22 protein-coding genes and 1 pseudogene are annotated in these 25704 nt (G+C 65.8%); 11 read left to right on the plus strand and 12 right to left on the minus strand.

Annotated features, from left to right (window positions below):
• Position 1: 1 nt before the first annotated feature.
• Both ACIBI6_RS00385 and ACIBI6_RS00390 read left to right on the plus strand, forming a co-directional pair.
• Positions 2–847 (plus strand): ABC transporter permease, encoded by an 846-nt coding sequence (locus tag ACIBI6_RS00385; protein WP_364354327.1) that lies wholly within the window; start codon positions 2–4, stop codon positions 845–847.
• Positions 844–1605, plus strand: a complete 762-nt coding sequence (locus ACIBI6_RS00390; protein ID WP_396954876.1) for an ABC transporter ATP-binding protein — start codon at positions 844–846, stop codon at positions 1603–1605. Before ACIBI6_RS00385 ends, ACIBI6_RS00390 begins: the two co-directional genes overlap by 4 nt.
• 37 nt (positions 1606–1642) lie before the next feature.
• Here the strand turns inward: ACIBI6_RS00390 and ACIBI6_RS00395 are convergent, their stop codons facing one another.
• Positions 1643–2827 carry an IS110 family transposase gene (locus ACIBI6_RS00395; RefSeq protein WP_396954877.1) on the minus strand — a complete coding sequence of 395 codons (1185 nt, stop codon included), beginning with the start codon at positions 2825–2827 and terminating at the stop codon, positions 1643–1645.
• 229 nt (positions 2828–3056) lie between these two features.
• Here ACIBI6_RS00395 and ACIBI6_RS00400 point away from each other — a divergent pair, with 229 nt between their 5' ends.
• From ACIBI6_RS00400 to ACIBI6_RS00420, 5 genes are all read left to right on the plus strand, one after another.
• Complete coding sequence (locus ACIBI6_RS00400; RefSeq protein WP_396954878.1) at positions 3057–4106, plus strand: ABC transporter substrate-binding protein; 1050 nt, start codon at positions 3057–3059, stop codon at positions 4104–4106.
• 227 nt (positions 4107–4333) lie between these two features.
• A complete protein-coding gene (locus ACIBI6_RS00405; protein ID WP_396954879.1) occupies positions 4334–5464 on the plus strand; it encodes an LLM class flavin-dependent oxidoreductase in 1131 nt (376 codons plus the stop codon).
• The gene (locus tag ACIBI6_RS00410; protein WP_364354315.1) at positions 5461–6624 is read left to right on the plus strand and encodes an LLM class flavin-dependent oxidoreductase; all 1164 of its coding nucleotides are present in this window, start codon (positions 5461–5463) and stop codon (positions 6622–6624) included. Before ACIBI6_RS00405 ends, ACIBI6_RS00410 begins: the two co-directional genes overlap by 4 nt.
• A gap of 12 nt (positions 6625–6636) precedes the next feature.
• Complete coding sequence (locus tag ACIBI6_RS00415) at positions 6637–7344, plus strand: class II aldolase/adducin family protein (RefSeq protein ID WP_364354312.1); 708 nt, start codon at positions 6637–6639, stop codon at positions 7342–7344.
• 33 nt (positions 7345–7377) lie between these two features.
• Positions 7378–8328 (plus strand): ABC transporter substrate-binding protein, encoded by a 951-nt coding sequence (locus tag ACIBI6_RS00420; protein ID WP_364354309.1) that lies wholly within the window; start codon positions 7378–7380, stop codon positions 8326–8328.
• Positions 8329–8735: 407 nt separating this feature from the next.
• Here the strand turns inward: ACIBI6_RS00420 and ACIBI6_RS00425 are convergent, their stop codons facing one another.
• From ACIBI6_RS00425 to ACIBI6_RS00440, 4 genes are all read right to left on the minus strand, one after another.
• Positions 8736–9980 carry an NADH:flavin oxidoreductase/NADH oxidase family protein gene (locus ACIBI6_RS00425; RefSeq protein ID WP_364354300.1) on the minus strand — a complete coding sequence of 415 codons (1245 nt, stop codon included), beginning with the start codon at positions 9978–9980 and terminating at the stop codon, positions 8736–8738.
• A 301-nt stretch (positions 9981–10281) separates the two neighbouring features.
• Positions 10282–11799, minus strand: a complete 1518-nt coding sequence (locus tag ACIBI6_RS00430; RefSeq protein WP_364354297.1) for an AMP-binding protein — start codon at positions 11797–11799, stop codon at positions 10282–10284.
• A gap of 11 nt (positions 11800–11810) precedes the next feature.
• Positions 11811–12758 (minus strand): alpha/beta fold hydrolase, encoded by a 948-nt coding sequence (locus ACIBI6_RS00435; RefSeq protein WP_364354583.1) that lies wholly within the window; start codon positions 12756–12758, stop codon positions 11811–11813.
• An 8-nt stretch (positions 12759–12766) separates the two neighbouring features.
• Positions 12767–13732, minus strand: a complete 966-nt coding sequence (locus tag ACIBI6_RS00440; RefSeq protein WP_364354294.1) for an enoyl-CoA hydratase/isomerase family protein — start codon at positions 13730–13732, stop codon at positions 12767–12769.
• Between the two features lie 164 nt (positions 13733–13896).
• Between ACIBI6_RS00440 and ACIBI6_RS00445 the strand changes: the two genes are divergently transcribed.
• A complete protein-coding gene (locus tag ACIBI6_RS00445; RefSeq protein WP_364354291.1) occupies positions 13897–14601 on the plus strand; it encodes a WHG domain-containing protein in 705 nt (234 codons plus the stop codon).
• Between the two features lie 69 nt (positions 14602–14670).
• Here the strand turns inward: ACIBI6_RS00445 and ACIBI6_RS00450 are convergent, their stop codons facing one another.
• The 3 genes from ACIBI6_RS00450 to ACIBI6_RS00460 form a co-directional block, all read right to left on the minus strand.
• Positions 14671–15564 carry an SDR family oxidoreductase gene (locus tag ACIBI6_RS00450; protein WP_364354288.1) on the minus strand — a complete coding sequence of 298 codons (894 nt, stop codon included), beginning with the start codon at positions 15562–15564 and terminating at the stop codon, positions 14671–14673.
• A 135-nt stretch (positions 15565–15699) separates the two neighbouring features.
• Positions 15700–16401, minus strand: coding sequence for a WHG domain-containing protein (locus tag ACIBI6_RS00455; RefSeq protein ID WP_364354285.1), 702 nt, complete (start codon positions 16399–16401; stop codon positions 15700–15702).
• 662 nt (positions 16402–17063) lie between these two features.
• Positions 17064–17660: a helix-turn-helix domain-containing protein gene (locus ACIBI6_RS00460; protein ID WP_364354282.1), complete on the minus strand. Its 597-nt coding sequence runs from the start codon at positions 17658–17660 to the stop codon at positions 17064–17066.
• 92 nt (positions 17661–17752) lie between these two features.
• On the opposite strand from ACIBI6_RS00460, the gene ACIBI6_RS00465 reads away from it, so the two are divergent.
• Positions 17753–18655 (plus strand): alpha/beta fold hydrolase, encoded by a 903-nt coding sequence (locus ACIBI6_RS00465; RefSeq protein WP_396954880.1) that lies wholly within the window; start codon positions 17753–17755, stop codon positions 18653–18655.
• A 302-nt stretch (positions 18656–18957) separates the two neighbouring features.
• A complete protein-coding gene (locus ACIBI6_RS00470; protein WP_364359996.1) occupies positions 18958–19782 on the plus strand; it encodes an SDR family oxidoreductase in 825 nt (274 codons plus the stop codon).
• Positions 19783–19952: 170 nt separating this feature from the next.
• Here ACIBI6_RS00470 and ACIBI6_RS00475 read toward each other — a convergent pair.
• Positions 19953–20015: pseudogene (locus tag ACIBI6_RS00475) on the minus strand (nitroreductase family deazaflavin-dependent oxidoreductase); the annotation flags it as partial.
• A 527-nt stretch (positions 20016–20542) separates the two neighbouring features.
• Between ACIBI6_RS00475 and ACIBI6_RS00480 the strand changes: the two are divergent.
• On the plus strand, positions 20543–21535 hold the full coding sequence (locus ACIBI6_RS00480; protein ID WP_364359993.1) for an NADP-dependent oxidoreductase: 993 nt from the start codon (positions 20543–20545) through the stop codon (positions 21533–21535).
• 384 nt (positions 21536–21919) lie between these two features.
• Here the strand turns inward: ACIBI6_RS00480 and ACIBI6_RS00485 are convergent, their stop codons facing one another.
• From ACIBI6_RS00485 to ACIBI6_RS00495, 3 genes are all read right to left on the minus strand, one after another.
• A complete protein-coding gene (locus ACIBI6_RS00485; RefSeq protein WP_364359990.1) occupies positions 21920–22153 on the minus strand; it encodes a hypothetical protein in 234 nt (77 codons plus the stop codon).
• Between the two features lie 145 nt (positions 22154–22298).
• Entirely contained in the window at positions 22299–23876 is a 1578-nt protein-coding gene (locus ACIBI6_RS00490; protein WP_364359984.1) for a GMC family oxidoreductase N-terminal domain-containing protein, read from the minus strand.
• 13 nt (positions 23877–23889) lie between these two features.
• Positions 23890–25599, minus strand: a complete 1710-nt coding sequence (locus tag ACIBI6_RS00495) for an aldehyde dehydrogenase family protein (RefSeq protein WP_396954881.1) — start codon at positions 25597–25599, stop codon at positions 23890–23892.
• Between the last annotated feature and the right edge of the window lie 105 nt (positions 25600–25704).

Raw genomic sequence — 25704 nt, forward strand, 5'->3', positions numbered from 1 at the left:
CATGGCTGTGCTCACAGTCCCCGTCGCCGAGGAAGACCTCGGTGCGTTGGCTCCGCCGCGGACTCGGGTCGAGAAAGCACATCCGGCTTGGCTGTCGGTACCGCTGCGTGTGCTGCTGCCCGCGTTGATCGTCGCCGCCTGGTGGATCGGCTCGGCCACCGGTGTGCTCTCGCCGCAGGTGCTGGCCGGACCGCCCAAGGTCTGGTCGGCGTTCACCGAACTGCTGGGCAATGGCCAGCTGCTCGACTTCGCGGTGGCCTCGTTCACCCGGGCCGCGTTCGGTGTCGGGCTGGGCGTCGGTGTCGGGCTGCTGCTCGGCCTGCTCGCCGGATTGTCCAGCCTCGGTGAGGAATTGGTGGACTCGACCATGCAGATCGTGCGCGCGGTGCCGTTCCTGGCGCTGGTGCCCTTGTTCATCGCCTGGTTCGGCATCGACGAGCTGTACAAAGTGGCACTCATCGCTGTGGCCACAATCGCGCCCATGTACGCGTACACCTATCTGGGAGTGCGCAATGTGGACCGCAAAGTGGTCGAGGCTGCGCGCGGATTCGGTTTGAGCGGGGCGCGGCTGGTGCTGGAGGTGATCCTGCCCTCGGCGCTGCCGGGGATCCTCATGGCGCTGCGGGTGTGCTTGTCCATCAGCATCACCGGCCTCATCGCCGCTGAGCAGGTCGGTACCACCGAGGGTGTGGGTTATCTGGTCACGTTGGCGCAGGAGTACAACCGCACCGACTACATGGTGCTGTGCGTGGTGCTGTACGCGGTGCTGGGCTTGATCTTCGACGCCGTGGTGCGGTTGGCCGAACGGTATGCGATGCCCTGGCGGCGGCAGTTGGCAATCCGATGACCGCCGTCGAACAGTCACCGCGTGCCACCGCGCCGGTCGCCGTGCGGATCACCGGACTGCGCAAGGCCTTCGGTGACAAGATCGTCCTCGACGGGGTCGATCTGACCATTCGCCGCGGCGAGTTCGTGGTCCTGCTCGGCCCCAGCGGCACCGGCAAGACCACCCTGCTACGCCTGCTCACCGGCCTGGAAACCTCCGACGCCGGGCAGGTACTGGTGCCGACGGTGCGCACCACCGTCTATCAGGAGCCGCGGCTGATCCCGTCCAAGCGGGTGCTGGCCAATGTGACGGTGGGGCAACGCCGTTCGAAGCAGACCCGGGAGGCGGGCCTGCGCGCGCTGGCCGAGGTGCATCTGGACGGTAAGGCCCGGCAGTGGCCGTCGACCCTGTCCGGTGGTGAAGCCCAGCGTGCGGCGCTGGCGCGGGCGCTGGTGCGCGAACCCGAACTGCTGTTGCTGGACGAGCCGTTCGCCGCGCTGGACGCGCTGACCCGGTTGCAGATGCAGGACCTGGTGGGGGAGTTGGTGACCCGCCATCACCCGGCGGTACTCATGGTGACCCATGACGTGGACGAGGCGGTGCGCCTGGCCGACCGGGTGCTCATTCTCGATCACGGCCGGTTCGCGGTGGACACCGAGATCGACCTGGCCCAACCGCGCGACGGCAACGACCCTGCCGCGCTGCGCTATCGCGCGGCCTTCCTCGCCGAACTCGGCGTCGGCACCGCGCCCTCGAAGAACTCAGGAGCTTCCCAATGAAGATGTCAAGCCCGGGAGGTGAGTTTCGGTGATCAGGTCACGCAGCCGCGGCAAGGGGTGGCAGCGGCTCGTAGGGGCGCTTCTCACGGATCAATGCCCACAACACGTTGACCCGCCGCCGGGCCAGGGCCAGGACGGCTTGGGTGTGTTTCTTGCCTTCGGCGCGTTTCCTGTCGTAGAACCGGCGCGATTCGGGACAGCAGCTGATGGAGACCATCGCCGAGATGTAGAAGACACGGTTGAGTCCGCGGTGATATCGCTTGGGCCGGTGCAGGTTCCCGCGTATCCGCCCGGAGTCCCAGGGCGCGGGAGCGAGACCGGCGAACCGGTCCGGGCTGCCGAAGAAGTCCATGTCCGCGCCGGTGGCGGCGAGGAATTCCGCGCCGAGCAGGGTGCCGATACCGGGCAGGCTGACGATCACCTCGGCGAGTTCGTGGCGGTGAAATCGGCCCTCGATGAGCTTGTCGACTTCCTTGATTCGCTCGTTGAGGGCCATCACCTCCCCTGCCAGGCCGGCGACCATCAACGCGGTAAGCTCCTCGCCAGGCAGACGGGTGTGCTGGCGGTGCGCGGCCTCGACCGCAACAGCTGCGATCTTGCCGGGGTTGCGGACTTTCCTTGTCCGCAACCAGGATTCGAGCCTTGCCGTGCCGATGCGGCGCAACGCGGCCGGGGTCTGGTAGCCAGTGAGCAGCGTCAGCGGTCCGATCAGGACGAGGTTGTCGAACGCGCGTTCCAGGGCCGGGAAGATCCCGGTCAACAGCCCCCGCAGCCGGTTGACCGCCCGGGTGCGGTCGGCGACGAGGTCAGCGCGTCGGCCGGTGAGCAGCTTCAGTTCCACCGTGATCTCGTCGCCGGGCCGCAGTGGGTGCAGGTCACGGCGCATCCGGGCCTGGTCAGCGATGATCGCGGCGTCGCGGGCGTCGGTCTTGCCTTCGCCGCGGTAGCCGCCGGCGGCCCGGTTCAAGGTCCGCCCGGGCAGATACAACAGTGGCTGGTCGGCCGCCACGAGCAGCCCGATCAGCAGGGCCGCGCCACCGTCGTTGAGGTCGATCGCCCAGGTCACGGTCTCGGCCAGCCCACCGACGTCGTCGAGGAGCTTCACCAGCTCGGTTTCGTCGTTGGCCACGCGCCGCGACAACAACCGCTTGCCGTCGCTGTTGATGACCACACAGTGGTGGTCGGTTTTGCCGATATCCACGCCAGCCCACATCTGGGCCATGCCCACCTCCATCAGCTCGTTTCAACCAGGTGCCGCAGACGACCGCGCCGACGTTGCCCTACACAGCGATTGATTCGCACATCCCAATATGCAGCCGGGTCGCCGCGGGGAACCGGGCGGCCAAGCTCCTGGAGCCATCAACGGCACAGAGATGAAAGCCACACCCGGTTCCCCTGGGCCGCCGGGATATTACCGACCCAACCGACCCATGAAGAAAGGTAGGGCATAGATGACCAACACAGCACAGCCCGATCCCGCCGGCACCCTCTGGTACACCCGCTGCCCGGTGCCGACCGCCAGCGGGCTGGCTCACAGTCTGGGCTGGCTGGGCGAGATCGCCCGTACCCACGGCCTGGACTTCGGGGTCCTGCAGGACGCCGGCCCGGAGCTGGCCGCCCGCCACTTCGACCACACTCTCGAGGGTTTGGTGCGTGAAGGCGGCAACGTGCCCGCGCTGGCCGCGCGCGCTCAGGGCTCACCGACCCGGCTGATCGGGCTGACCTGGATCGACGAAGCGCAGGCCATTCTGGTCGGCCCGCAGTCGCCGGTGCGTTCACCGGCCGAACTGGCGGGGCTGCGGATCGGCATCCCGGCCTGGGCGCAGGATCAGGCGCGCAGCTTCCCGCGAGCGATGGCACTGCACGGGTTCAACAGTGCCCTGCGACTGGGTGGGCTCACCTTCGCCGACGTGCAGGTCGTAGAACTGGGTGTGGAGCGGGATCCGCAGGTGCGCACCGAGGTTCAGCAGCGTGCCCGGTCCATCACCTGGGGCGCCGAGGAGTTGCTGCGGGGTGAGGTGGACGCCATCTACGTCAAAGGTGCCCGCGCTCAGGAAGTCGCCGCGCAGCACGGGCTGCGGGTGGCGGTGGACCTGGACGCCACCGACACCAAACGTCTGCGCGTCAACAACGGCACCCCGCGCCCGATTACGGTGCATCAGGATCTGCTCGACACCAACCCGGACGCGGTGATCGGGTTCTTGGCTCAAAGCCTGCGGGCCGCGGACTGGGCGACCGACAATCTCGACGGTGTGCGGGAGGTGCTGCAACGCGAAACCCTGTCCGGGCCTGAGGGAGTCGTGGCCGCCTACGGCACCGAGTTCCATCGTGGTCTGCATCCTTCGCTGGATCCCGAACGCGTGGAACTACTCGGGGTGCAGAAGCAGTTCCTCTATACCCACGGTTTCCTGGCCGCCGATTTCGACCTCGACTCCTGGGTCGCCCACGAGCCACTGGCGCGGGCGCGGGAGCTGGTCGCCACCGGGAAGGTCGCGGCATGACCGAGTCAGGGCCCGGAGGAGGCAGCGCGCGTAACCACGGAGGGCTCCTCGGGCATGCCAGAAAGGACACCGCATGACCGAGTCAGGGCCCGGAGGAGGCAGCGCGCGTAACCACGGAGGGCTCCTCGGGCATGCCAGAAAGGACACCGCATGACCGAGTCAGGGCCCGGAGGAGGCAGCGTGCGTAACCACGGAGGGCTCCTCGGGCATGCCAGAAAGGACACCGCATGACCGAGTATCTGTGGCGGCTGCCCAGCCATGGTGACGGCCGCCGAGCTCGCCCGCAGTTACGTCACCGCGGTGGATTCGGTGACCCGGTCCCGACACCGGCCGGCGGGCCCTTCGGTGCGCGCCCGGACGACCGGGAACCGACCGATGTACGCCCCGGGCACTTCGGGCCTTTCGACGATCTGCACCAGGTGATCGACGCCGCCGAGCTGGCGGGCCTCGACGGTGTGCTCGCACCGTACGACCCGCTGGGCGAGGAATCGTGGATCGTGGCAGGCGGTGCATTGCGCGCCACCCGCCACGCGCGCGTGATCGTAGAATTTCAGCCTGCTTTCGGCACTCCGGTGTACGCGGCGAAGGTCTCGGCCACCCTGCAACGGCTATCCGCGGGACGGTTGAGCTGGCGGCTGGCCGTCGACACCGACGCCGAGGATGCGCGTACCCGCGGCGACCGCGTCAGCGGGGACGACCGGTATGCGCGGGCAGCAGAGTTCCTGACCGTGGCGCGGGGTGTGTGGAATGCCGACCCGGTGCCCGGCGCGGGATTCCAAGGCACCGGGTTCGATTTCGCGGGCGAATACTACGACGTGATCGACGGCGGCTTCCGCGGCATCCTGTCCGGGTTGCCCTTCCCGACGGTGTACCTGTCGGGCACTTCGGGGCCGGCACTGGATCTTTCGGCCCGCCACGGTGATGTGCACCTGTTCACCGAATCCACCGACGGTCCGGCCGCAGCGCTGGCGCAGCTGCGAGAGCGCACCGCCGAGACCGGTCGCCGTGTGCGTGCGGGGCTGGAGCTGCCGGTGATCGCCCGCGAAACCGAGGACGAGGCATGGGCGCGCGCGGAACGCCAATGGCGCGAAGTACATCCCGACGGTCCCGGCGCGCGGTCGCTGAGTCTCGACGGTGCCCGCTGGGCCGGGTTCACCGAGCTCGGCTACCCGCAGCCGGTCGGCCTGGTCGGCAGCTACGAGGACGTGGCCCAGCAGTTGCAGGTCTACGAGGCCGCCGGTTTCGACAGCATTGTGCTGTCCGGGCACCCGCACATCGAGGAAGTGCACCGCGCCGGTGAGCATTTGCTGTTCCTGGCCGATCCGGCCGGCCGCACCCTGCAGGAGACCACGGCATGAGCATCGACATCTATTGGCGCATCGGCATGGAAGGCGACCATGCCTCCCTGCGTACCCCGCGCCGCTACAACCGCGGCGACGCCAACGGCTACGGCCCGGGCAATATCGCCCCGGCCGTGCGCGGCGGCGCACTCGATGGCTACAGCTACATCGACCACGTCGCCGCTGTCGCCAAAGCCAGTGAATCTGCCGGATTCCTGGGCGGTCTGTTGCCCTCGTTCCCAGTGACCGAGGACCCGTGGGCCTTTGCCGCTGCGCTGGCCCGCGAGACCACCACCTATCGGTTCATGGTCGCCTTCCAACCCGGGTTCCTGCATCCGGTGCAGGCCGCGCGCATGTCGGCCAGCCTGCAACGCGCCACCGGCGGACGACTGGTCTACAACATCATCAGCGGAGGCGGTGGCCCGGCCCAATTGTGGTGGGGCGACAAGGTATCCCACGACGACCGCTACGCACGTACCAGCGAATTCCTCGACGTGCTGCGCGGGGTGTGGGACGGACAGCCCTTCACCCACGCCGGCCGGTTCTTTGGCACCGACGCCGCCGCCCTGCCGCCAGGCCTGGCAGGGCAACCGTTCCCGGAGGTCTACTTCTCCGGGTCCTCGGGTGCAGCAGTGCAGGCCGCCGGCCGTCACGCCGACTACTATCTTTCCTGGCTCGAGCCCTACGCCGATCTGCGCGCCAAGTTCGATGGGGTGCGCGCGCACGCCGAAACGATCGGGCGCACCCCGAAATTCGCGGTCCGCATCGACATCGTGGCCCGTCACACCGAGGAAGCGGCCTGGGCCGAGATTCGCAAAGGCTGGGCCTTCGTCGATCGCGACGCTGCCAACCGCGCCGCCCGAGGTGATTCGGTCGGTGCGGCCCGCATCAAAGGCTGGGTGCCCGAAACCATCACCGGCTACCGCGATCTGGAAGTGCAGCCCAACGTCTGGTGCGGGTTCAGCCTGATTCGCGGCGGGCCCGCCTTCGGTCTGGTCGGCAGCTACGAACAGGTCGCCCAACGCCTCGACGAGTTGATCGATCTCGGTGTCGACGCCTTCATTCTGGCCGGTAACCCGCATCTGGAAGAGGCCTACCGGATCGGTGAGGAAGTTCTGCCGTTGCTGGGTCGCACCCGTCTGACCACCCCGAGCACTCCCGTCCTCACCCACGCCTGACTAGGAGAAGCCATGACCACCACCGAGATTCGGCTCGACGAGACCGTGCAGGCCTTCGTCGTCGCCGCGACCCGTGACGCGGAGAAGGCCTTCCGAGTGCTGCGTGAGACCGGCACCGTCACCGGCAACGGCACCGTCAATTTCGTCGAACGCGTACCGGGCACCGAGATCGCCGTCGCCCTCAACGAACCGGGCCCGTGGGCCGAGGACCGCACCGTCGTGCCGGTCGTGGCCGGCTTCGACGGAGACGTGCTCTCCGGCACCGGATCCGCCGGGTTCGTCACCGGCTATGCCAAGGTGTTCCGCGCGCACCCGGAGATCACCTCCGTGGTGCACGTGCACAGCCCGTGGCTGGGCGGCTGGGCCCAGACTCACCGCGTGTTCCCCATCCGCTACGCCGCGGTGCAGCGGCTGACCCTGTCGCGGCAGATTCCGCCGCATATCGACCGCAGCATCGGCGCCGGCGATTTCATTCTCGACCAGCTCACGCGGGACCCCGACCTGATCGCCATCTTCGAAGCCAACGGCGGCGCCAACGTTATCGGCCGCGCCGGACTGCTGGAGCTGGCCAAGCTGGTGGTCCTGCTCGAGGAAGGCGCTCAATATCAGGCCATCGCCGAAACACTCGGCGGCTCGGTTGATTTCGACAAATCCAACCTCGCCGTCCAGTGGGGTCGCACCGGCCTCGCTGACGAAGCCCGCCGCCGCGGCCTGATCTGACCACCACTCCCCAGTATCCCCAGGAGCCTTTCCATGACCGTTCGTGTCGGCTACTTCCCGCACAACAACTCCCTGTTCGTCCTGCGCCACCGCGGCATCCTCGAGCGGACCCTGCCCGAGGTGGAATGGGTGGACCTGCGCGCTCTGCCGCAGCCGGAGCGCGTGGATGTGAAAACCGCACTGCCGTCGCTGCATTCGGACTTCTTGTTCACCGATCCCGGCTACGACTTCATCGGCACCGGCTTCACCCCGCCGGTCACCGCCTTGGCCCACGGCCGCGACATCGTCTACGTCGGCATCTCCGGTCCGCGCATCGAGAACGGGCGCCTGGTCACCAAGGCCGACAGTGGCATCGAATCGGTCGCCGATTTGAAGGGCAAGCGTGTCGGCATCGCCCACGGCTCTTGGCAGACCACGCTGCTGCTGTTCGCGCTGGAGAAGGCCGGACTGGGCTGGGCCGATATCGAACCGGTCGATACCGACGTGCACGACGGTGGCGCCGCGCTGATTGCCGGCGACCTCGATGCCTGGGTCGGCGCCTACCCGGGGTTGACGGCCGTGGAGGCCGTCACCGAACTGCGGACGCTGATCGACACCGAATCGCTGTTCAGCCATCCTTCGCTGTGGTTCACCCGCCGCGACTTCGCCGAGAACAATCGCGAAGCCCTCGCGGCGATCATTGCCGCGCTGCAGGAATCCGATGCGTGGATCGTGCAGAACCCGCGCGCGGCCGCCCAGTACTTCGTCGACGACATCGTCGCCCGGGGTGGCAGCGCCGATCTGGATGCATGGGAGGCGGCGCTGCGCGGGCGGCCGTTCGGCATCGGCCCGGTGACCGAGGAATTCCTCGACGAACAGCAGCACGCCGCGGACCTACTCGCCGCGAACGGGCTACTGCCCCAGACGATTCGCACGCGCGAAGCGGTCGACGCATCGATCGGTGAGTTCGTCGCCGCGAGCCGCGAACCGGCGACCGCCAACTGACAAGCTTGATCCGGCCGCCCGAGTGAGCGGCCGGACAGCATCTCGGTGCAACCGTAGGCAATTGGGTGCTGAGCGAGGATGCTACGGGGCAGCTGACCCCGACCACGAACCGCTGCCGTTCAGATAAGTCGACGGTTCCGTAGCAGATTGCAACAGGTGCTGTGTAACCACGACGATGACCGTGCTGCCGATCTTGGAGTTGAGGGTGGCGGTGCCGTGCACCGAGTGCCGCAACCACAACCACTCCGGCTCCGTGATAAATCCATCAGTATCGCAAGGGTGATCCCGCCGCCGCTCGAACTCATCAAGGTTACCCAGAGGGTTGAACCCTTTCCTGTCCGGTTGTGTCAACCAGGATTGTTTGCGGGGCAATCTATTTCGAAGTCAGGAGTTTTCGGGGTATCTACTTACAGGCCGCGCTTGGATCCGAAAGACGCCCGGCCGTTGCGGCGTAGCAGCGCGAGAGCAGTGGCGATGCGACCCCGATTCAGATCCGGCTCCAGACCGGCACCCACACGGTGCAATTGGTCTGTGTGCCAGCCGAGGTCGAGAAATCCGTCGAGCCCCTTGATATCGGTGACCTTGCTCAGGACGCCGCGCATTCCGGCTTGTATCTGGTGCGCGGTGAGGGTCTGCGCGCGCCCCGCGAGGATTATGTCGGCGGCGTCGGGCGTCGTCGCGGTCGGTCGGCCGATGCCGACGACATCGCACTCACCGGAGCGGACCGCATCGTCCATCGCGGTGCGGGACCGGAAACCGCCCGTGACCGCCAGCGGGATATCGCCGACGAGGGCGCGGACCGTGCGGGCGTACTCCAGGAAGTAGGCCTCTCGAGCCCGCGTACTGGCCGCGGCCGTGCCCATCATGGCCGGCTCCTCGTAGCTTCCACCGCTGACCTCGATCAGGTCGAGGCCCTCGCGCGCCAGTGCCGCCACGACGCCGCGGGACTCTTCCTCGGTGAAACCGCCGCGCTGGAAGTCGGCCGAGTTGAGCTTGATGCCCACCGCGAAACCGGGTGACACTCGCGCGCGGATGTGGCGGACGACCTCGAGCGCGAAGCGCATGCGTCGTTCAGGGTCACCACCCCAGGCGTCATCGCGCTGGTTGGTCAACGGCGAAAGGAACTGTGCCACAAGATATCCGTGCGCGCCGTGCACCTGTACGCCGTCGAAGCCCGCCGTCTCGCATACGGCCGCAGCGGCCGCGAAGCGCTCGATGATGTCCTCGATCTCCGTGGGCGTCAGCTCACGAGGGATGGTCGCGCCGGGCAGGTTCAGGGGGATCGGGCTGGGGGCGACGGGGGTATGTCCGAGTGCGAGGGGATTCGACTGGCGTCCGGGATGGTTGAGCTGTACCCAGATCGGGACGCCCGCGTCCTTGGTCGTCTTGGCCCAGCGGGTCAGCGCGTCGAGGTCGCGCTCATCTTCGATGACGACGTTGCCCGGCTCGCCGAGTTGCGCGCGATCGACCATGACGTTGCCGGTGATGAGCAGCCCGTACCCGCCTTGGCTCCAGGTCGCGTAGAGCTGCTCCAGGCGGCCGTCGGGGGAGTTCTGCTTGTTGCCCAGCGCTTCGCTCAACGCGGCCTTCATGATCCGGTTGGGGAGAACCTGGCCGCAGGGCAGTGTCAGCGGGTCGTGCAGGGCGGTCATAGAAATATTCCTTTCGATCAGGTCGGCCTCGAGCCGGATTCTTGCGCGGGTAGAGGCGCGGCCTCGCTGATGGCCTCTGGGTCTCGGGTCGAACGTTGCGAATGAGCGCCGCTGGCCGGGCTGTCTCCTGGCCGGGACCTTGCAGCTTTCCCGTGCGCTCGCCGACCGACAGCTCGCTGACGACGTGCTGGCGGAGGGCATCAGGAATGTCCTCACGCTGTTGGACATCGCACATTAAAAAATGCCCCGCCGCAGGATCCTGTGGCGGGCACCCTCGCAGCACCCCGCGAGCGTGACGAGGTCACGATCCAGCGGCTCGAGCGTGGTCTGTCCGTAGTGAGACCTTGTCGATCTTGCCGACCGCGTTCTTAGGGATGGCATCGACCACCAGGAACGTGGTAGGGCGTTTGTAGTGCGTGAGTTGCCGGGAGCACAGCTCTTTCAGAGCCGCGGGATCGATCGTCGAGCCCGGGCGAGGTTGGACGTAGGCGATGACGATCTCGCCCCATTTTTCGTCCGGTGCGCCGATCACGGCCGCCTCGAGTACCGAATGGTCGCCGACCAGGACGTCCTCGATCTCCTTGGGGTAGATATTCTCGCCGCCGCGGATGATCATGTCCTTCGATCGCCCGACCAGTGTCAGATAGCCCTCCGCGTCGACATGGCCGACGTCACCGGTATGCAACCAGCCGTCGACGATCACGCGCGCGGTGTCGTCCGGACGGCCGAGATAGCCGCGCATGACGTTGGGCCCGCGCACGACGAGCTCACCGTCCACTCCCGGCGCGACCTCGGTGCCCGAGTCGTCGACGATCCGAATCTCTTGTCCCGGGAACGGAAGTCCGACTGTCCCGGCGCGGCGTGGACCCGCGAGCGGGTTGATCGTTGTGCCGCATGTTCCTTCGGACAGCCCGTAGCCCTCGATGAGGGGAAATCCGTATCGGGCCTCGAATCGGGTCAGTAGCTCGGCCGAGGCTGGTGCCGCGCCACAGACGGCGAAACGCAATGACGAGGTATCGGGCCGGACACCGTCCGGGAGCGCGGCAAGAATGCTGTAGATCGTCGGCACCCCGCTGAAGAAGGTGGGACGCTCGGATTCGACGAGGTCGAAGAAGGTTCGGGGATCGAACCGGCCCGCGATGACGACACTCGCACCGGCGAGCAGCGGCGTGAGGATACTGACCACGATCCCATTGACATGGAACAGTGGCAGGATCAACAAGCACCGGTCGGTCGGTCCCACCACCAGTGCCTCGACTCCCATGAGCGCCATGGCATCGATGTTGGCGTGATCGAGCATCACGCCCTTTGGAACGCCCGTGGTGCCACTGGTGTAGATGAGCAGGGCCAGGGCGGACGAGTCCACCTGCGGCTGCTGGACCCACTCCAGCGCCGTTCGATGCAGGAGGTCCAGTGCGGACGTCGGCTCAGGGATATCCGCCACCTCGGTGGGCAGGTCACCCACCGCGAGTGTGGTGATGCCGCCGACCGGGGTTATGTCGTCCTCCACCACCAACAGGCGGGCATCGGAGTCGTCGAGCTGTCGAACGACCTCGTTATCGGTCAGGCTCGGATTGACCGGGGTGATGGTGGCGCCGAGCCGCCAGGCCGCGAACAGCAGCAGCACGAACTCGAGGCGGTTGCGCAACTGAAGAGCCACGACGTCGCCGGGGCCGATCCCGAGCTCTCGAAGGTGATGAGATGCCGCTCGAACGCGGTCCAGCAGCTGGGCATTGGTCAGCGACTGGGACCCATCGGCGATCGCGGGCCCATGCGGGTCCAGCTCGGCGCGGCGGTCGGGCAGAGAAGCAAAATTCATCGCGAGCGTACCTACCTTGATGTGACGCGATCCGGTTCGGGAATCGAAGGGGCGGGCGCCGGGGCGAATTGGCGGGTCAGGAACTCGACCTGGTCACGCACCAACGCTTCGAAGGCATCGCCGAGGTAGAAGTCGAAGTGGCCCGCGTCGTAGGTCTTGATCTCCCCTCGGGGCGCCGTGCGCGCGTATCGGAGGGTCTGCGTGGGTGGCGTGACAGTGTCGGTGTTGCTGACGCAGAACAGGATCGGGATGGTTATCTTCTTTGCCGCGCGTCCGGGTCGGTAGGCGGCGATCGTCGGAATGACCCGCGCGGCAGCCTCGTTCACGAACGTCGTCCCGTTGGGGATCAGCGCCTGGTAGCCGGGTAGCGCGTCCGGGGCGTTCATCAGGGCAGGGGAGCCGGGGGGTGCGGCCAGGGGGATCGTCACCGGTGCGCGGCCGAGGATCATGGCCGTCAGGTCTCGGACCAGCACTGGAGCAAGTTTGAGCGATGCGACCGGGCCCAGCGCGAGCGCTGAGGCCAAACCGTCGGTGAACGGGCATTGGGCCACGGCCGCTCGCAGTTCGGGATGGCGGGAAGCGACGGTGATGGCGTGGCCGCCGCCAAAGGAGCTGCCCCAGACCGCAATTCGTGTGCCGTCGACGTCCCGGCGAGCCCGGGCGTAGTCGATGGCGGCATCCCAGTCGGCGAGCTGCCGCTGGATCGACAGCAGTTGGCGAGGTTGGCCACCGCTGTCACCGAAGTGCCGATAGGTGAAGGCCAGGCAGGCGATCCCGGCCTTGGCGAACCGCTCGGCGAAGGCGTCCAGCCGCATCTCCCGGGTCGCGCCCAGGCCGTGACCGAGGACGACGACGGGTGGCGCGGTGACGCCGGTCGGCAGGTAGAGCCACGCGCTACATGTGCTGGTGCCGGAGGAGAAGTAGACGTCCTGACGGGTAAAGGGCTTTTCGGCGGCCATGGGTCGTCTCATCGTCCGTTCGTCGAGCGACGCCCGGGCACAATGCCCAGTTCGAGCGCTTGCTTGTAAATGTCGGGGTTGTAGAGGGGGAGTTCACCGTTGGATTCAGTGCTCTGCATGTAGTCGAGCATCAGTTCTTGACCGTCTTTCGACAGTGCGGTGCCCAGGAACTCGGTGCGCTCGACGTGCAGGCCGTCCGTCAGCGACATCGACCCGCCGAAATACACCGCTCGCTTGATGGCTTCGACCGATCCCTTTGTCCGCGAGCCGAAGTGGGCTGCGAGTTCGACCGCCCGCGCGACGACCTGGTCCTGTGGGACCACGTCGTCGACGGCCCCGTTGGCGAGTGCTTGCGCGGGTGTGAACGGCTTACCTTCGAGGATCGCGACCAAGGACTTGTGCGTGCCGATCAGGCGAGTCAGGCGCTGGCTGCCACCGCCGCCCGGCATGATGCCGAGGAGGACCTCCGGTTGGCCGATTAAGAAGTCGCCGTCGGCCATCACCCGAAGGTCGTTCGCCCAGGCGAACTCCGCCCCGAGGCCGAGTGCCGAACCGTTGAGAGCGGCGATGAAGATGACGCCACTGCGATTCATCCGAAGGAACGTCGTGTGCAGGCGCTCGAGTTCGACCGCGGGCCCCATCGGGGTCCGGTTTACCAAGGGGCCCAGGCGGGCCCGGTCCACATTCTTCGCGGTACGCGCGAGAACGGAGGCTCCGAGTCGGTTGACCGAGGGCACCGCGGCGCCTCCCTCCTGCAGCCAGCGGACATCGGCGTGGCTGACGAACCGCTCGGGATGCGCCCCGGTGAAGACGACCGCGTGCACGTTCGGGTCGCCGTCGACGCGGTCCACCAACGCTTCCAGCTGGTTGGCGATCTCGAGGCCGAACAATCCATGCGGGCCGCCGTCGACGCGGGCGATCAAAACTGCGCCGCGGTCCTCGATATCGAGGTGGCCCTTGCTGTGTTGTCTCATCGACTCTGCCTCCGTAATGCAAGTGGATTGGGATCGGCAGGCCGAGCCGGTGCCTGGCCGAGCTGCCAATAACGAAGTTACAAGGCTAATATAACGAAGTTACATGATGTGTGGCAATAGTCGTACCGTCGCGGGGCGGGCGAGCTGTGGAGTCGGGTGGAAATATGAGGAACGTGTCAGAGGATTCGACCAGCGAAAGCGTGCCGGAGCGGCTCGTCAAGGCGACCATCGGTCTGCTGGCCGAGCAGGGTCCTTCGGCCATCAAAGCGCGGACTGTGGCGTCGGCGACCGGACTGTCGACGATGGTGGTCTACAGCCACTTCGGTGGGATCCCCGAACTCGTTCGAGCTGTCGTCGACCGGGGATTCAAGGACCTCGACCTGGCATTTTCCCGAATGCCGGTGACCGCGGATCCGATCGCGGATCTGTTCACGATGGCGTTGACATGCCGGCGCGTCGCCCGGGAGAACCCCCACCTCTATGACCTGATGTTCGGTCTGTCCACACGCGCGACATATCGGCCGATGGGGGATTCCGACATACGTTTCAGCGGGCGGTCGCCGGCCTTCCGGGACGCCTACGCGCACATGGTCGAAGCGTGCCAGCGGCTCCTGGACTCCGGCCGAATCGAGCAGCAGGAACCCGAAGTCGTCGCCGCCCAGTTGTGGAGCTTCGTGCACGGCTATATCACCCTCGAGCTGGCCGAGCACTTCGCCGATTTCAGCGACCCGGTTGTGCAGGTGATGCTGCCGATGGGCGTGAACCTTTCGGTCGGGCTCGGCGATGAGCGGGAACGGGCACACGCCTCGCATGAGGCGGCACTGCACTCTTGCGACGCGCTCAATCCTCGGCCGATACATCCTCGATGAGCAGGGCCATCGGCGTGGCCTCGATCGCATAGTCCGTAGCCAGGCGGCAAGGGCGTCACTTTCTGATGGTTACGGGTGTTGTGCCGGACGGGTTTTGTCGGCTCCCGGCGTGAGTTGGTCATGACGCCCCAGTGCCGCGACCTCACGCTCCATGGTCGGAACCAGTTCGGCCGCGAAGCGCCTCGCCCAACGCCAGGTCAGCGGTGAGTTCACGGCGCCTTTCGCCCAGTTGGCGACGGCGACCGCGCGCGGTACGTAGACGCGGGCACGCCGGCGCGCGAGTCCATCGACGATCGCGGTGGCTGCCTCATCGACGCTCGTGGTGACATTGCCCGGATAGGGCAGCTTTTCGCGTATTCCCTGGAAAGAGGGGAGGTCCGCTTCCGCGCCTCGGACGAGATCGGTGTCGATCCACGAGGGGTGGACCACGCCGACCGTGATACCGAGGTGCGCCACCTCTTGGCGGTACGTCAGGGTGAGTATTTCGACTCCGGCTTTGCTCGCAGCGTAGGAGGCCATTCCTGCCAGGGGCATGAAGGACAGTGCGGACGCGATGACCAGCACGTGGCCTCGGGTGCGCTCGAGATGCGGTGTCGCGTGCTTGAGGGTGCGGAAGACGCCGTTGAGGTTGATGTCCAGAACTCGATCGAACGACGCCTCGTCCATCTGCCGCACGGTCCCGTAGGCCGCTACTCCGGCATTGGCGACAAGGAAGTCGATGCCACCCATGATCTCCGCGCAGTCATCGATTGCTGATCGCAGCGCGGTGCCATCGCACACGTCGGCCTCCCGCCAACATGCGGTGGGGCCCAGGTCGGCAGCGAGTGCGCGCAATTTTTCGGGCTCGAGTCCGATCAAGGCCAGGCGCGCGCCGCGGGCGGCGGCAAGACGTGCCACCTTCTCCCCGATGCCGCGTGCTGCTCCGGTAACTACCAGTCGTCGTCCCGCCAAGCTTCGTTGCATCAGCCGAGGATAACTTCGTTATAGACCGAAGGCAATAGCGCCGACGATTGCGGTGTCATGGTCCGATGCCGATGCCGATGCCGATGCCGATGCCGATGCCGATGCCGATGCCGCCGTCGTTCGGTGGCTGTCCGCCTATTTCGAGTCGGTGCTCAGTGAGCGCGATGCGGCGGTCTCGGAGGCATTCGCCGACTCAGTCGTATCGCCCAACCCGACCAGCAGGTTCACTGTCATCGGTTGCAGTATCAAGCGGACGGGGTCTTGGACGTGGGTGAAGGAACCGCCCAATTCCAGCGTGATGAATCCGTGAACGCAACTCCAGAGTTGGGTGGCGATGGCGTCGGGGTCCTCGTCGCTGCGAACGCGGCCGCTGCGTATGAGTCGAGTGCATGTCTCGACCAGATGTGCGTAGTCCGACTGGAATTCCTTGGAGCGTCTGATGGCGCCGGAGTTCGAGGTTTCCAGTGCTCGATAGCTTCCACGTGTCGAGAGGCCGAACATCGCGTCGTAGAGGTGCGGATTGTCTTGGGCGAACCCGCGATAGGCCAGCGCCATCGCGAACAGATCGGTGACCGGATCTTCGCTCGGTGGAACTGCGACGAGGGTTCGGCCGAGGTCTCGGAATCCTTGCTCGACGACGGCTCGGAGTAGCTCGGGCACGCCACCGAGGTGGTAGTACACCGCCATCGTCGATACCTGCGCGGCCTCGGCCACCGACCGTGCCTTGATCTGCGACGGCCCCTTCTCGGCGAGCAGTCTCGTGGCCGCCTCGACCAACCGTTCGACGATCTGATCTGGCGTCAATCGAGTGGCGGCTTCCTTGCTTGGTTTCGGCATCGGAGCCGCGCACCTCCCTGTTCGGACTGCCGTGGGTTTGTGAAACGAGGCTACCGGGCATCCGTGCGAAGGATCGAGACGGCGAACACGGCGCATCATGGCGGCGTCGTATCCGCCGGGCCGATACAGCGGCAACTCACCGCTGTCTGCGGTCTATCGGTGACCTGCTCCTTGCCTTGCCGGTCCCGTCCCATGCCCCGTCTCGGTGGCAGCGGTCGTGCTCGAAATCGCCGGAATGCCGATCATGCTTGCCTGGCAGAGGCGCATCTCCTCGCGTTGAGCGAGATCGGCAGATCGATATCAGCGAGTTCGAATCGACCGGTGGTGGGATCTGGCGGTTCCGCGCGATCATCGACTTCGCCGCAAAGTATTGCCTGGCGGTGACAGTCACGCGGACTGCCTGCAGGGCGGACGCGCTGGCCTGCCAAATGGTGGCAGTTGAGGAGGCGGGCGGGTCCTCGGGGCTGTTTGCTGAGGCCGCAGCTCAGCAACGGGCGCTGCGAGCAGCGCTTGCTGCTGCTGTCGCCATCGTGGGCGGCGATCCACAATCGTGACGTGCGCCCATCGAGACGTCGCCGGGCTGCGTCTGCCCTGTATGCCTCGACTCCGGGCGGCGGACACGGGTCGTGGCGCTATCAGGATCCGGAATGGATCAGGTGAGCTCAGCGGTTTGTTGCTTGGCTGATGAGAGCTTCCGCCGCTCCCCGGGCATGTGCCCAGGGCGCCGGATCGTCGAGGGATGTGGACACGGCTGCACCCTCGAACAGGACAGCGAGCTGGTCGCCCAGCAGCTGGGGGTCTGCCGCGCCGGCTTGTCGGGCCAACTCGGCGAGTCCGTCGATGTAGTTCCGCTTGTACGCGTGGACGATGGCTTGAACACCGGGCATGGTCTCGGCTGCCTCAACCGCCGCATTGTGAAACGGGCAGCCGCGCATCGGCGCATCGGCGACATCTGGGCTGTCGAACAACGCGAGCAGCCGCGAACGCGGATCCGAATCGGACTCCCGCGACGGCGTGTCCGTGATGTCACCCGCCGCTTGTCGCAGCATGCGCAGATACTCCTCCACCAACGCGGTCTTACTCGGGAAGTGTTGGTAGAGAGTTCTTTTCGACACAGATGCTTTGGTCGCGATCAGTTCGACACCAGTGGCGTTGATGCCCTCGGTGTAGAACAGTTCGGCAGCTGCGTTCAGGATGCGCTGACGCGCACCACGCCCTCCTCGACGGGGTGATGCCTGGGTACCGGTCAGCGAAGCCATGAGCTAAGTATACCGATCTGTTTACAAGTGAGGCGATGTCGGCTACCGTCGTCCTCAAAGGTACACCAATCGGTTTACATTAGGAGGAAGTCATGACAGACCGGCGATCCACTCAGCGTGTTTCCGACCGTCATCAGCAGGGGTGGAGTGTTCGTGTGGGCGGCACGTCGTATGCAGATGCGCCGTCGAAATCCGTGCGGGTCGGTACAACGCGGTTCGCGTACCGCGAGTTGGGGCCCGATACCGGCGTGCCGGTGATCTTCTTGAATCATCTGGGTGCGAATCTGGACAACTGGGATCCCAGGGTGGTCGATGGCATCGCATCCAGGCATCGCGTGATCACCTTCGACAACCGTGGGGTCGGCGCATCCGAGGGCACGACACCGGACTCGGTCGAGGCGATGGCAGGCGATGCTGTCGCCTTCATCCACGCACTCGGTTTCGACCAGGTCGACATTCTGGGATTCTCCCTGGGCGGCTTCGTCGCGCAGGTGATCGCTCGCGAAGAGCCCGAACTGGTGCGAAAGCTGATCCTCGCAGGCACTGGCCCAGCGGGAGGTGACGGCATCCTCAACGTCACCTCGGTGACCTACCGCGACACATTCAAGGCAGTAGCCACCCTCAAGGACCCGAAAGAGAATCTGTTCTTCACCAAAACCGCGCACGGCAAATCGGAGGCTCGCGCGTTCGTGAACCGGTTGAAGGAACGCAGCGTCGACCGCGACAAGGCGATCACGCTGCGCGCCTTCCGCACTCAACTCAAAGCCATCCACGCATGGGGCGCACAAGAGCCAACCGACCTCGGCGGTATTCAGCACCCCATCCTCGTAGCCAACGGCGACGACGATCGAATGGTCCCGACCAGCAACTCCTTCGACCTACAACGACGCCTGCCGAACGCGACGCTCCGCATCTACCTCGACGCCGGACACGGCGGCATCTTCCAATACCACGACAGGTTCGTCGCAGAGGCACTCGAATTCCTGGCTTCCTGAGCCTCGGGCGCATCGGTTTCGCACTCGGTTCGCCAGGCCGAAAGGGGATTGGCGCAGGGGCCTGCATCAATCCTCTTGGTCTTTCTGCACAACACATATCGCGGGAATGGCCCCTCGAAGTCTCGCGCCTCACGCCACGAACGCATACGTAAGCACACCGATTGGTTTACATCGCGGCGCTGGACGGCGTACCGTCACACAAAGAAGTAAACCAATCGGTACACATCAGCGATCGATGGTGCATCGATCATCGGCCCGAGCAGCCTGACCAGTCGACGTTCGACGACGAGAGTAGGAAACGCATGCCTTCTGTATTGATTACCGGCGCCAGCAGGGGGATCGGTCTGGCGATCACCGAACACATGAGCGGACGAGGTTGGGAGGTGTATGCCACGGCTCGATCCGATGCCGCCCTCGAAAGTCTCGATCGCTTACCCAATGTGCACGCGATCGGTCTCGACATCACCGACAGGTCCGCCATCGCTACGCTTCCCGATCGACTCCCCGCTGAACTGAATGGCGTTGTCAACAATGCCGGCATCATCGTGAACGGACCGGTGGAGGGGTTGGCCCTCGATGAGTTGTCACGGCAACTCGAGGTCAACGTGACAGCCCAGATCGGTGTGACGCAGGCGGTGCTGCCGAAAATACGTGAGGCACGTGGACGGGTGGTGTTCATGTCATCGGTCAGTGGGTTGATCACCACGCCGGGTACCGGCGCCTACAGCGCATCGAAGTATGCAGTCGAGTCCTTGGCTGATGCACTCCGAATCGAGCTGCGCCCGTGGCGGATCCCCGTCTCGCTGATCGAGCCCGGGCCCACCCGTACCGACATGTGGGGTGGCATGCTCGACGAGCACGACCGCATGACCGCGCAACTGACCGACGAGCATCGCGAACTGTACGCATCACACCTTGCTGGGAGTCGGAAGCTGTTGGGCCGCATGCAAAAATTCGCGGGCGATCCCCAGAAGGTCGTGAAGGCCGTCGACCACGCGCTGACATCGAAACGCCCGAAGCGTCGATACCTGTGCGACAACGCCAGTCGGGCGCAGAAGTTCGTTGTCTCGATAACTCCTACAGCCGTCAACGACGCGGTCCTGTCAGCGGCCACCACGTCGAAGTGAATCCTTGCCGGTTGCCCGGAACCGGCCCGAGCCACCCGGGCAACCAACTCGCCGCGCTCGAAGAAGGCGCGTCGGGCCGGCTGCAGTGGACGACTCCTAATCCGCGGCGCCGATCTCGGCGGCCATACCGGCAATAGATTCGCGGCGCCGACGGGGCCGCCGCGTTGATATCAGCGCTGCTCGAGGACGAGCACGGGGATTTCGCGGTCAGTCCAGCTCTGGCGCGAGTCGAGGTCGGCGTAGGCCGCAACAAGTCGTGGCCACTGCCGCGCTCGCTCCCGCTTCGATCGCGCTCACCGCGCGGCGAGCGCCGCTGATCTCGATATGGGTGTCAGGATGTGCCGGCAGGTTGTAGTTACCACTGCGGGTTCTCGGGCGATCCAGCGGCCGACGCGACAATGATGATGTTGGGACCGTCGGTGATGTAGACGCGTCGCCCTCTACTCAGGCGTCGAGCAGACGCTTGTGCCGCAAGATTTCGAAGCTCAATGGCGAATCGGGCGGCCCACCGCTCCGCGACGGGCGGCGAGCTCACCATCAGGCGCGCGATCGGCGATCTCCTCAGTCGACGGCACCGACGGCGCAGGTTGACCCACTTTGATAACTTCGTTATTCTAAGTCCATCGTCCATGCCGAGGCGCGCCGATTGCAGGTCGCAATCATGTTGTGGACACACTTCCGCGCAATTCCATAAGTGGCCGAGCACATGCTCCGGGGCCACCAAACCGCGCATTACCCGAGAGAAGAGAAGGTAGGTGACATGAAGGCGTTCATTGTCGAGTCCTACGGCAAGGACGGACTACGGGCCGCAGACGTGCCCGAGCCCAGCGTGGGCCGTCGTGACGTTCTGGTCCAGGTCCGCGCGGCCAGCATCAACCCGCTGGACAAGATGGTTCGCAACGGCGAGTTCAAGCAGCTGCTGAAGTACAAGCGCCCGTTCATTCTTGGCCACGACGTCTCCGGTGTCGTGTCGGAGGTCGGCTCGGACGTCCATGCCTTCAAGGTCGGCGATGAGGTGTATGCCAGGCCGCGAGACCACCGGATCGGCACCTTCGCCGAGTTCATCGCGATCGACGAGGACGATGTAGCACTCAAGCCTCGCTCCTTGTCGTTCGACGAGGCCGCTGCCGTGCCGCTGGTCGCGCTGGCCGCCTGGCAGGCACTCGTCGACCTCGCCGAGGTCAAGCCTGGCCAGAAGGTCCTCATCCACGCCGGTGCGGGCGGACTCGGCTCGACCGCCATCCAGGTCGCCAAGCATCTGGGCGCCTACGTCGCCACCACAGCCCGCACCACTGACGTCGACAAGGTCCGCGCCTTGGGCGCCGACGAAGTCATCGACTTCACCAAGCGGGACTTCTCCGAGGTACTCACCGGATACGACGTCGTACTGGACTCGCTCGGGGGCACCAACCTGGAGAAGTCCCTGACCGTACTCAAGCCGGGCGGACTTGCCATCAGCGTAGTCGGCCCGCCGGACCCCTCCTTCGCCGCGCAAGTCGGTCAACCGCTCCTCGCACCCGTCATGGCGCTGTTGAGCCGCAAGGTCCGCAAGCAGGCGAAGAAGCGGGGAGTGCGGTACTCATTCTTCTTCATGAAGGCCAACGGCGCCCAACTCAACGAACTGGCCACGCTATACGACAACGGCACGCTGCGGACGGTGCTCGACCGCACCTTTCCTTTCGATCAAACACTCGAGGCCATGGCGTACGTCGAACAGGGCCGCGCCAACGGCAAGATCGTCGTCACGCGATGAGTGAATGCCTGAGATAGCTCGATGTCGAGGCATGGTCCAGCGGATCCTCGGTGCTCTCGCTGACGATGACGAGTCCATGGCCCGGCTGTGGGAGACGCTGCGGAGATTGCTCGATACGCCCGGTAGTTCCACCGACGACCCCCTTTCGCACCGAACCTTCGCTGGCGAAGCGAGATCACGGCCAGTTCCCGCGCCAACCTGTTGCACTGGGCTGCCTCCTTACTGCGGGCTCCGCGGGAACCGGTCACGGCGAACCTGAGCGCGGAAGTGGTCGGCATAGCCCGTGACGCATTCCGCCGAGGGGTCGAACAGATTCTGGTCACGGCGTATCACTCGGGACACAACGCACTCTTGAGGCATTGGATGCGGCTCGCGTTCACGGTCTCATCCGATCCGGTCGCACTCCAGGAAGCCCTCGACGTGGCTGCTCGCTCCCTGGTCGACTTCGTCGATGTCACGCTCGCCGCGCTGGCTGAGCAGCTCGAATCCGAACGTGCCGAACTCACCCGAGACAGCCACGCGCAGCGGTTCGAGTTGGTGAGCCTCGTCCTCGAAGGGGCACCGATGGCCGACGATCGCGCCAGCGACCGCCTCGGCTACCGATTCGACTGCCGCCACACCGCGGTCGTTTTGTGGACGGACCCCGGTGCGCCTGATCGACCCGTCATCAGCCGGCCAACGGCGACAATCCGGAGAGCTGAGGAACGAGGTTCACCCGACGGGCGCCAGCTGATGGCCAACGCCCGGCGGGATGTCGCTGGAACTATGAGCCGCGGATCAGCTCGGCTGCTTTCTCACCGATCAGCACGCTCGGGGCGTGGGTGTGTCCGCGAATGATGCTCGGCATCACCGAGGCGTCCGCGACGCGCAGACCTTCGACACCACGAACCCGCAATTCCGGTGTTACTACGCTGGTTTCGTCGCTCCCCATCCGGCAGGTGCCCACTGGGTGATACAGCGTGTGCGAACAGGTAGTGAGCGCCAGTTCGAGCGTTTCCGGACCGGTATCCGCCGCGCCTGCGGGCCGAGCGACCTTGCCGAGCAGGGCTTTCAAAGCGGGTGCTTCGGCGATCTCCGCGCACATGCGCAGGCCCGTCAGGATGGCCGCGCGGTCCACTCCGCCACTGTCGGACAGGTAGCGGGGATCGATGATCGGCTTTGCCAGCGGATCGGCGGAGCGCAGCGAGATCCGGCCTCTGCTCTCGGGTTTGAGCAGAATAGATCCCATTACCACCGCGTGGCCGTACGGTTCCCCGATTCCCTCGTCGAAAAACGGTGCGGGTCCGAAGATGAGCTCGAGGTCGGGCAGATCCAGGTCCGGGCGGCTACGCACGAATCCGTATGCCTCCCCGACATTGGAAGTGAGCATGCCGCGGTGTCTGGCAACGTAATTGATGAGTTCCAGTGGCTTTTCCGCGGCGAACAAGCTGTCGTTGTCGACGTCGAAGCCGAGCATCGCGACCAGATGGTCCATCAGGTTCTCGCCCACCTCCGGTGCGTGGTGCACAGTGGCGATTCCGTGCTCGGCGAGATGTTCGCGATCGCCGATGCCCGACAGCATCAGCAGCTGCGGACTGTTGATCGCGCCGCCGCACAGCACCACCTCACGGCGGGCGTGCACCACCGCACGCTTCCCGCCCGACTCGAATTCGACTGCCACAGCACGCGTGCCATCGAAGATGATGCGCGTCGCGACGGCCTCGGTGCGCAACGTCAAATTCTTTCGGCCGAGCGCCGGCCGCAGGTAGGCGTCCGCCGTGCTCCAGCGTGCGCCGCGCTTCTGCGTCACGACGGTCTCGCAGAACCCCTTCGGCTCGGGCAGATTCGGGCGCTCCACCGTATGCCCGGCTTCGACCGCTGCCGCCAGCCATGCCGCGGTGAACCGGCGTGGACTGCGCTGCCGCGCAATATGTAGCGGACCGGCGACACCCTCGTCGGCTTCGCGTGCTCCCTCGACTACTTCGATCTTGCGGAAGTACCTTACGACCTCGGCGAAGGACCATTCGCTTCCAGCCCGCGCGGCCCACTCGTCGTAGTCCGCGGCGAATCCGCGCACCCACATCATCGCGTTGAGGGAGGACGAGCCGCCCAGCGTTTTGCCTCGGGGCCAATAGATTTCACGGCCGCCGAGTCCGGGCTGCGGTTCGGTGCGGTAATCCCAATCCACCTCGCTGCGAAACAATTTCGAGAATGCGGCGGGGATATGGATGAACTTGTTGGTGTCCTCCGGCCCGGCCTCCAGCACGATGACGCTGGTGGCGGGGTCGGTACTGAGTCGGTTGGCGACCACAGCGCCCGCCGATCCGGTACCGATAACGACGTAATCGGCGTAGGTGTCCACGTGTGCTCCTGGGTCAGCCGCGCAGCGCGGATGCGAAGATTCCCGGCAGTTTTCCCCACCCGGGTGCTCCGGCGAACGCGGCGAGCCGCCGACCGGTTGTCGCTGCGGTCGTATTGTTCACAAACCACGGCGGCTTCGGTGTCAGGGACCACTCGCCGCGCAACACCGAGCGCGGCGCAGGGCGGAACGGCCCGCGCACGACTGTCCGTTCGGGCCGGTCGATCAGGAACGCGTTGTGCACCACACCGATTCCGCTCTGTACGTCGTCGATCGTATGGCCCGGGTAAGCGCCCCAGGTCGCCGCGGCGGTGAGGAACCCGGCGCCGGTCCACGCATTGATCGCGATTGTGCCGTAATGCAACTGCTCGACCAGTTCGTCGAATGCTGCGCCCAACGTACGGATGGTCGCCGGATGTGCGATGACGTTCACCCCGAGCGTGCCGACGAATTCATCGTTGGCCGTAGCCGCCGCCGCGCGCGCGAAATCGGCTCCGAGGCCCGACAATTCGACAACTCCGAGGACGGGTGCGAAATATTCGGTCCGCAACAGTGTTTCGCTGCGGTCGCCGCGCAGGCCGGACAGCAGCAAGCGACCGCCGAAATGTTCGGCACTCGGATAGGTCGATTCGGCTGACGCGACGCGATCGTCGCTGCCCGGGTAGTACGCGGGCCGGCTCGGTGCGGCATCGTAGGCGGTGCGCAGCTCTCGAAGGAAGTCGTCCTTCTGATCCCAGTCGGACGAAATCACCACAGCCTGTGTCGCGACACAGTTGTATCCGCCGTTGTGCAAGCGCTGAGTGGCGATGTGTTCGGCCTGGAATCGCAGATCGGCCTTGCTCCACCGGCCGGGTAGCACGATGGTCGGAGAGACGCCGCCGAGTTCGCTGGTGATCGGCTTGTCGAGTCGAGGTCGACCGGTGGCCTTGCGTGCCGCGGCATCCTCGCCGCGGCCCCAGACGATCGCGTCGTGTGTCGCTGCGCTGCCCGTCATATGCACGTGTGCGACGTCCGGATGCTGTACCAGGTATTCGCCGACATCGGCTGCGCCGGTGAGGATCCGGACCGCGCCGATCGCAATGAACGGCTCCAGCACCTCGGTCAAGGGCTTCAATAGCGGATCGGTGATCGGATTCAGTTTCAAGGCGACGACGCGGTTGTGCGCGATCAGTTCATAGAGCACGTCCAACGGGGCGATCGAGGTGATGTTGCCCGCGCCGAGCACCACGCCTATCCCCTGGGTGCGAACCGGGTCGAGCTGTGCCAGCCCCGCCGCTCGGATGGCTTCGGCCCGGCCGATGCCCGGCTGGAGCCACACCTCGGCGCTGAATCCGCTCAACAGCAACGAGTCGAAGACCGATGTGGGCAGCACGCGGACTGTCGTGCGTCCGCCGGTTGTACCGAAGTGTGCTTTCTCGAGCGGGCTACGCCCGTCGGCAAGGGTGAGCAGGCTGCGCTCCAGTGCCCCGGCCCCGGCTGCCATCGCATAGGGCCCGGATATCCATTCCTCGCCGACCAGCGCCGTCCGCGGATCCAGCCGCTTGTAGCTGATCGCCGCATCGACCCACTCTCGGGCGTATTTCGCGGTGAGTTCCCGCACGCGTCCGAGCAGCTCGGCGCGTGCGGCCAGGGAGATCGTGGCCCAAGCCTTTTCGCCCTCGACAAGGTCCGACAGCGCGGCGTCGACGGCGCCCCGCACGTCGGTCGGCGAATCGTTGATGGTCATAGCCCGAATTGTCCGCACCAACGCCGTCGCGCACTATGGGCGACGGTCGCGGGAGTGGGTGATCGACTTTGTGCGGCGGCACAATCGAGGTGTGGCGTGGCGCAC

Origin of the sequence: Nocardia sp. NPDC050412 (assembly GCF_044458825.1) — a bacterium.
In the GTDB taxonomy this organism is placed as follows: Bacteria; Actinomycetota; Actinomycetes; order Mycobacteriales; family Mycobacteriaceae; genus Nocardia.

Bases quoted from the DNA above. Each gene is read 5' to 3' on its own strand.
- ACIBI6_RS00455 (WP_364354285.1), bottom strand. From the start codon at position 16,401: ATGCCGAAACCAAGCAAGGAAGCCGCCACTCGATTGACGCCAGATCAG.
- ACIBI6_RS00450 (WP_364354288.1), bottom strand. From the start codon at position 15,564: ATGCAACGAAGCTTGGCGGGACGACGACTGGTAGTTACCGGAGCAGCA.
- ACIBI6_RS00435 (WP_364354583.1), bottom strand. From the start codon at position 12,758: ATGGCCGCCGAAAAGCCCTTTACCCGTCAGGACGTCTACTTCTCCTCC.
- ACIBI6_RS00410 (WP_364354315.1), top strand. From the start codon at position 5,461: ATGAGCATCGACATCTATTGGCGCATCGGCATGGAAGGCGACCATGCC.
- ACIBI6_RS00470 (WP_364359996.1), top strand. From the start codon at position 18,958: ATGCCTTCTGTATTGATTACCGGCGCCAGCAGGGGGATCGGTCTGGCG.
- ACIBI6_RS00440 (WP_364354294.1), bottom strand. From the start codon at position 13,732: ATGAGACAACACAGCAAGGGCCACCTCGATATCGAGGACCGCGGCGCA.
- ACIBI6_RS00445 (WP_364354291.1), top strand. From the start codon at position 13,897: ATGAGGAACGTGTCAGAGGATTCGACCAGCGAAAGCGTGCCGGAGCGG.
- ACIBI6_RS00420 (WP_364354309.1), top strand. From the start codon at position 7,378: ATGACCGTTCGTGTCGGCTACTTCCCGCACAACAACTCCCTGTTCGTC.
- ACIBI6_RS00390 (WP_396954876.1), top strand. From the start codon at position 844: ATGACCGCCGTCGAACAGTCACCGCGTGCCACCGCGCCGGTCGCCGTG.
- ACIBI6_RS00415 (WP_364354312.1), top strand. From the start codon at position 6,637: ATGACCACCACCGAGATTCGGCTCGACGAGACCGTGCAGGCCTTCGTC.
- ACIBI6_RS00425 (WP_364354300.1), bottom strand. From the start codon at position 9,980: ATGACCGCCCTGCACGACCCGCTGACACTGCCCTGCGGCCAGGTTCTC.
- ACIBI6_RS00405 (WP_396954879.1), top strand. From the start codon at position 4,334: ATGACCGAGTATCTGTGGCGGCTGCCCAGCCATGGTGACGGCCGCCGA.
- ACIBI6_RS00400 (WP_396954878.1), top strand. From the start codon at position 3,057: ATGACCAACACAGCACAGCCCGATCCCGCCGGCACCCTCTGGTACACC.
- ACIBI6_RS00460 (WP_364354282.1), bottom strand. From the start codon at position 17,660: ATGGCTTCGCTGACCGGTACCCAGGCATCACCCCGTCGAGGAGGGCGT.
- ACIBI6_RS00465 (WP_396954880.1), top strand. From the start codon at position 17,753: ATGACAGACCGGCGATCCACTCAGCGTGTTTCCGACCGTCATCAGCAG.
- ACIBI6_RS00495 (WP_396954881.1), bottom strand. From the start codon at position 25,599: ATGACCATCAACGATTCGCCGACCGACGTGCGGGGCGCCGTCGACGCC.
- ACIBI6_RS00480 (WP_364359993.1), top strand. From the start codon at position 20,543: ATGAAGGCGTTCATTGTCGAGTCCTACGGCAAGGACGGACTACGGGCC.
- ACIBI6_RS00385 (WP_364354327.1), top strand. From the start codon at position 2: ATGGCTGTGCTCACAGTCCCCGTCGCCGAGGAAGACCTCGGTGCGTTG.
- ACIBI6_RS00395 (WP_396954877.1), bottom strand. From the start codon at position 2,827: ATGGCCCAGATGTGGGCTGGCGTGGATATCGGCAAAACCGACCACCAC.
- ACIBI6_RS00430 (WP_364354297.1), bottom strand. From the start codon at position 11,799: ATGAATTTTGCTTCTCTGCCCGACCGCCGCGCCGAGCTGGACCCGCAT.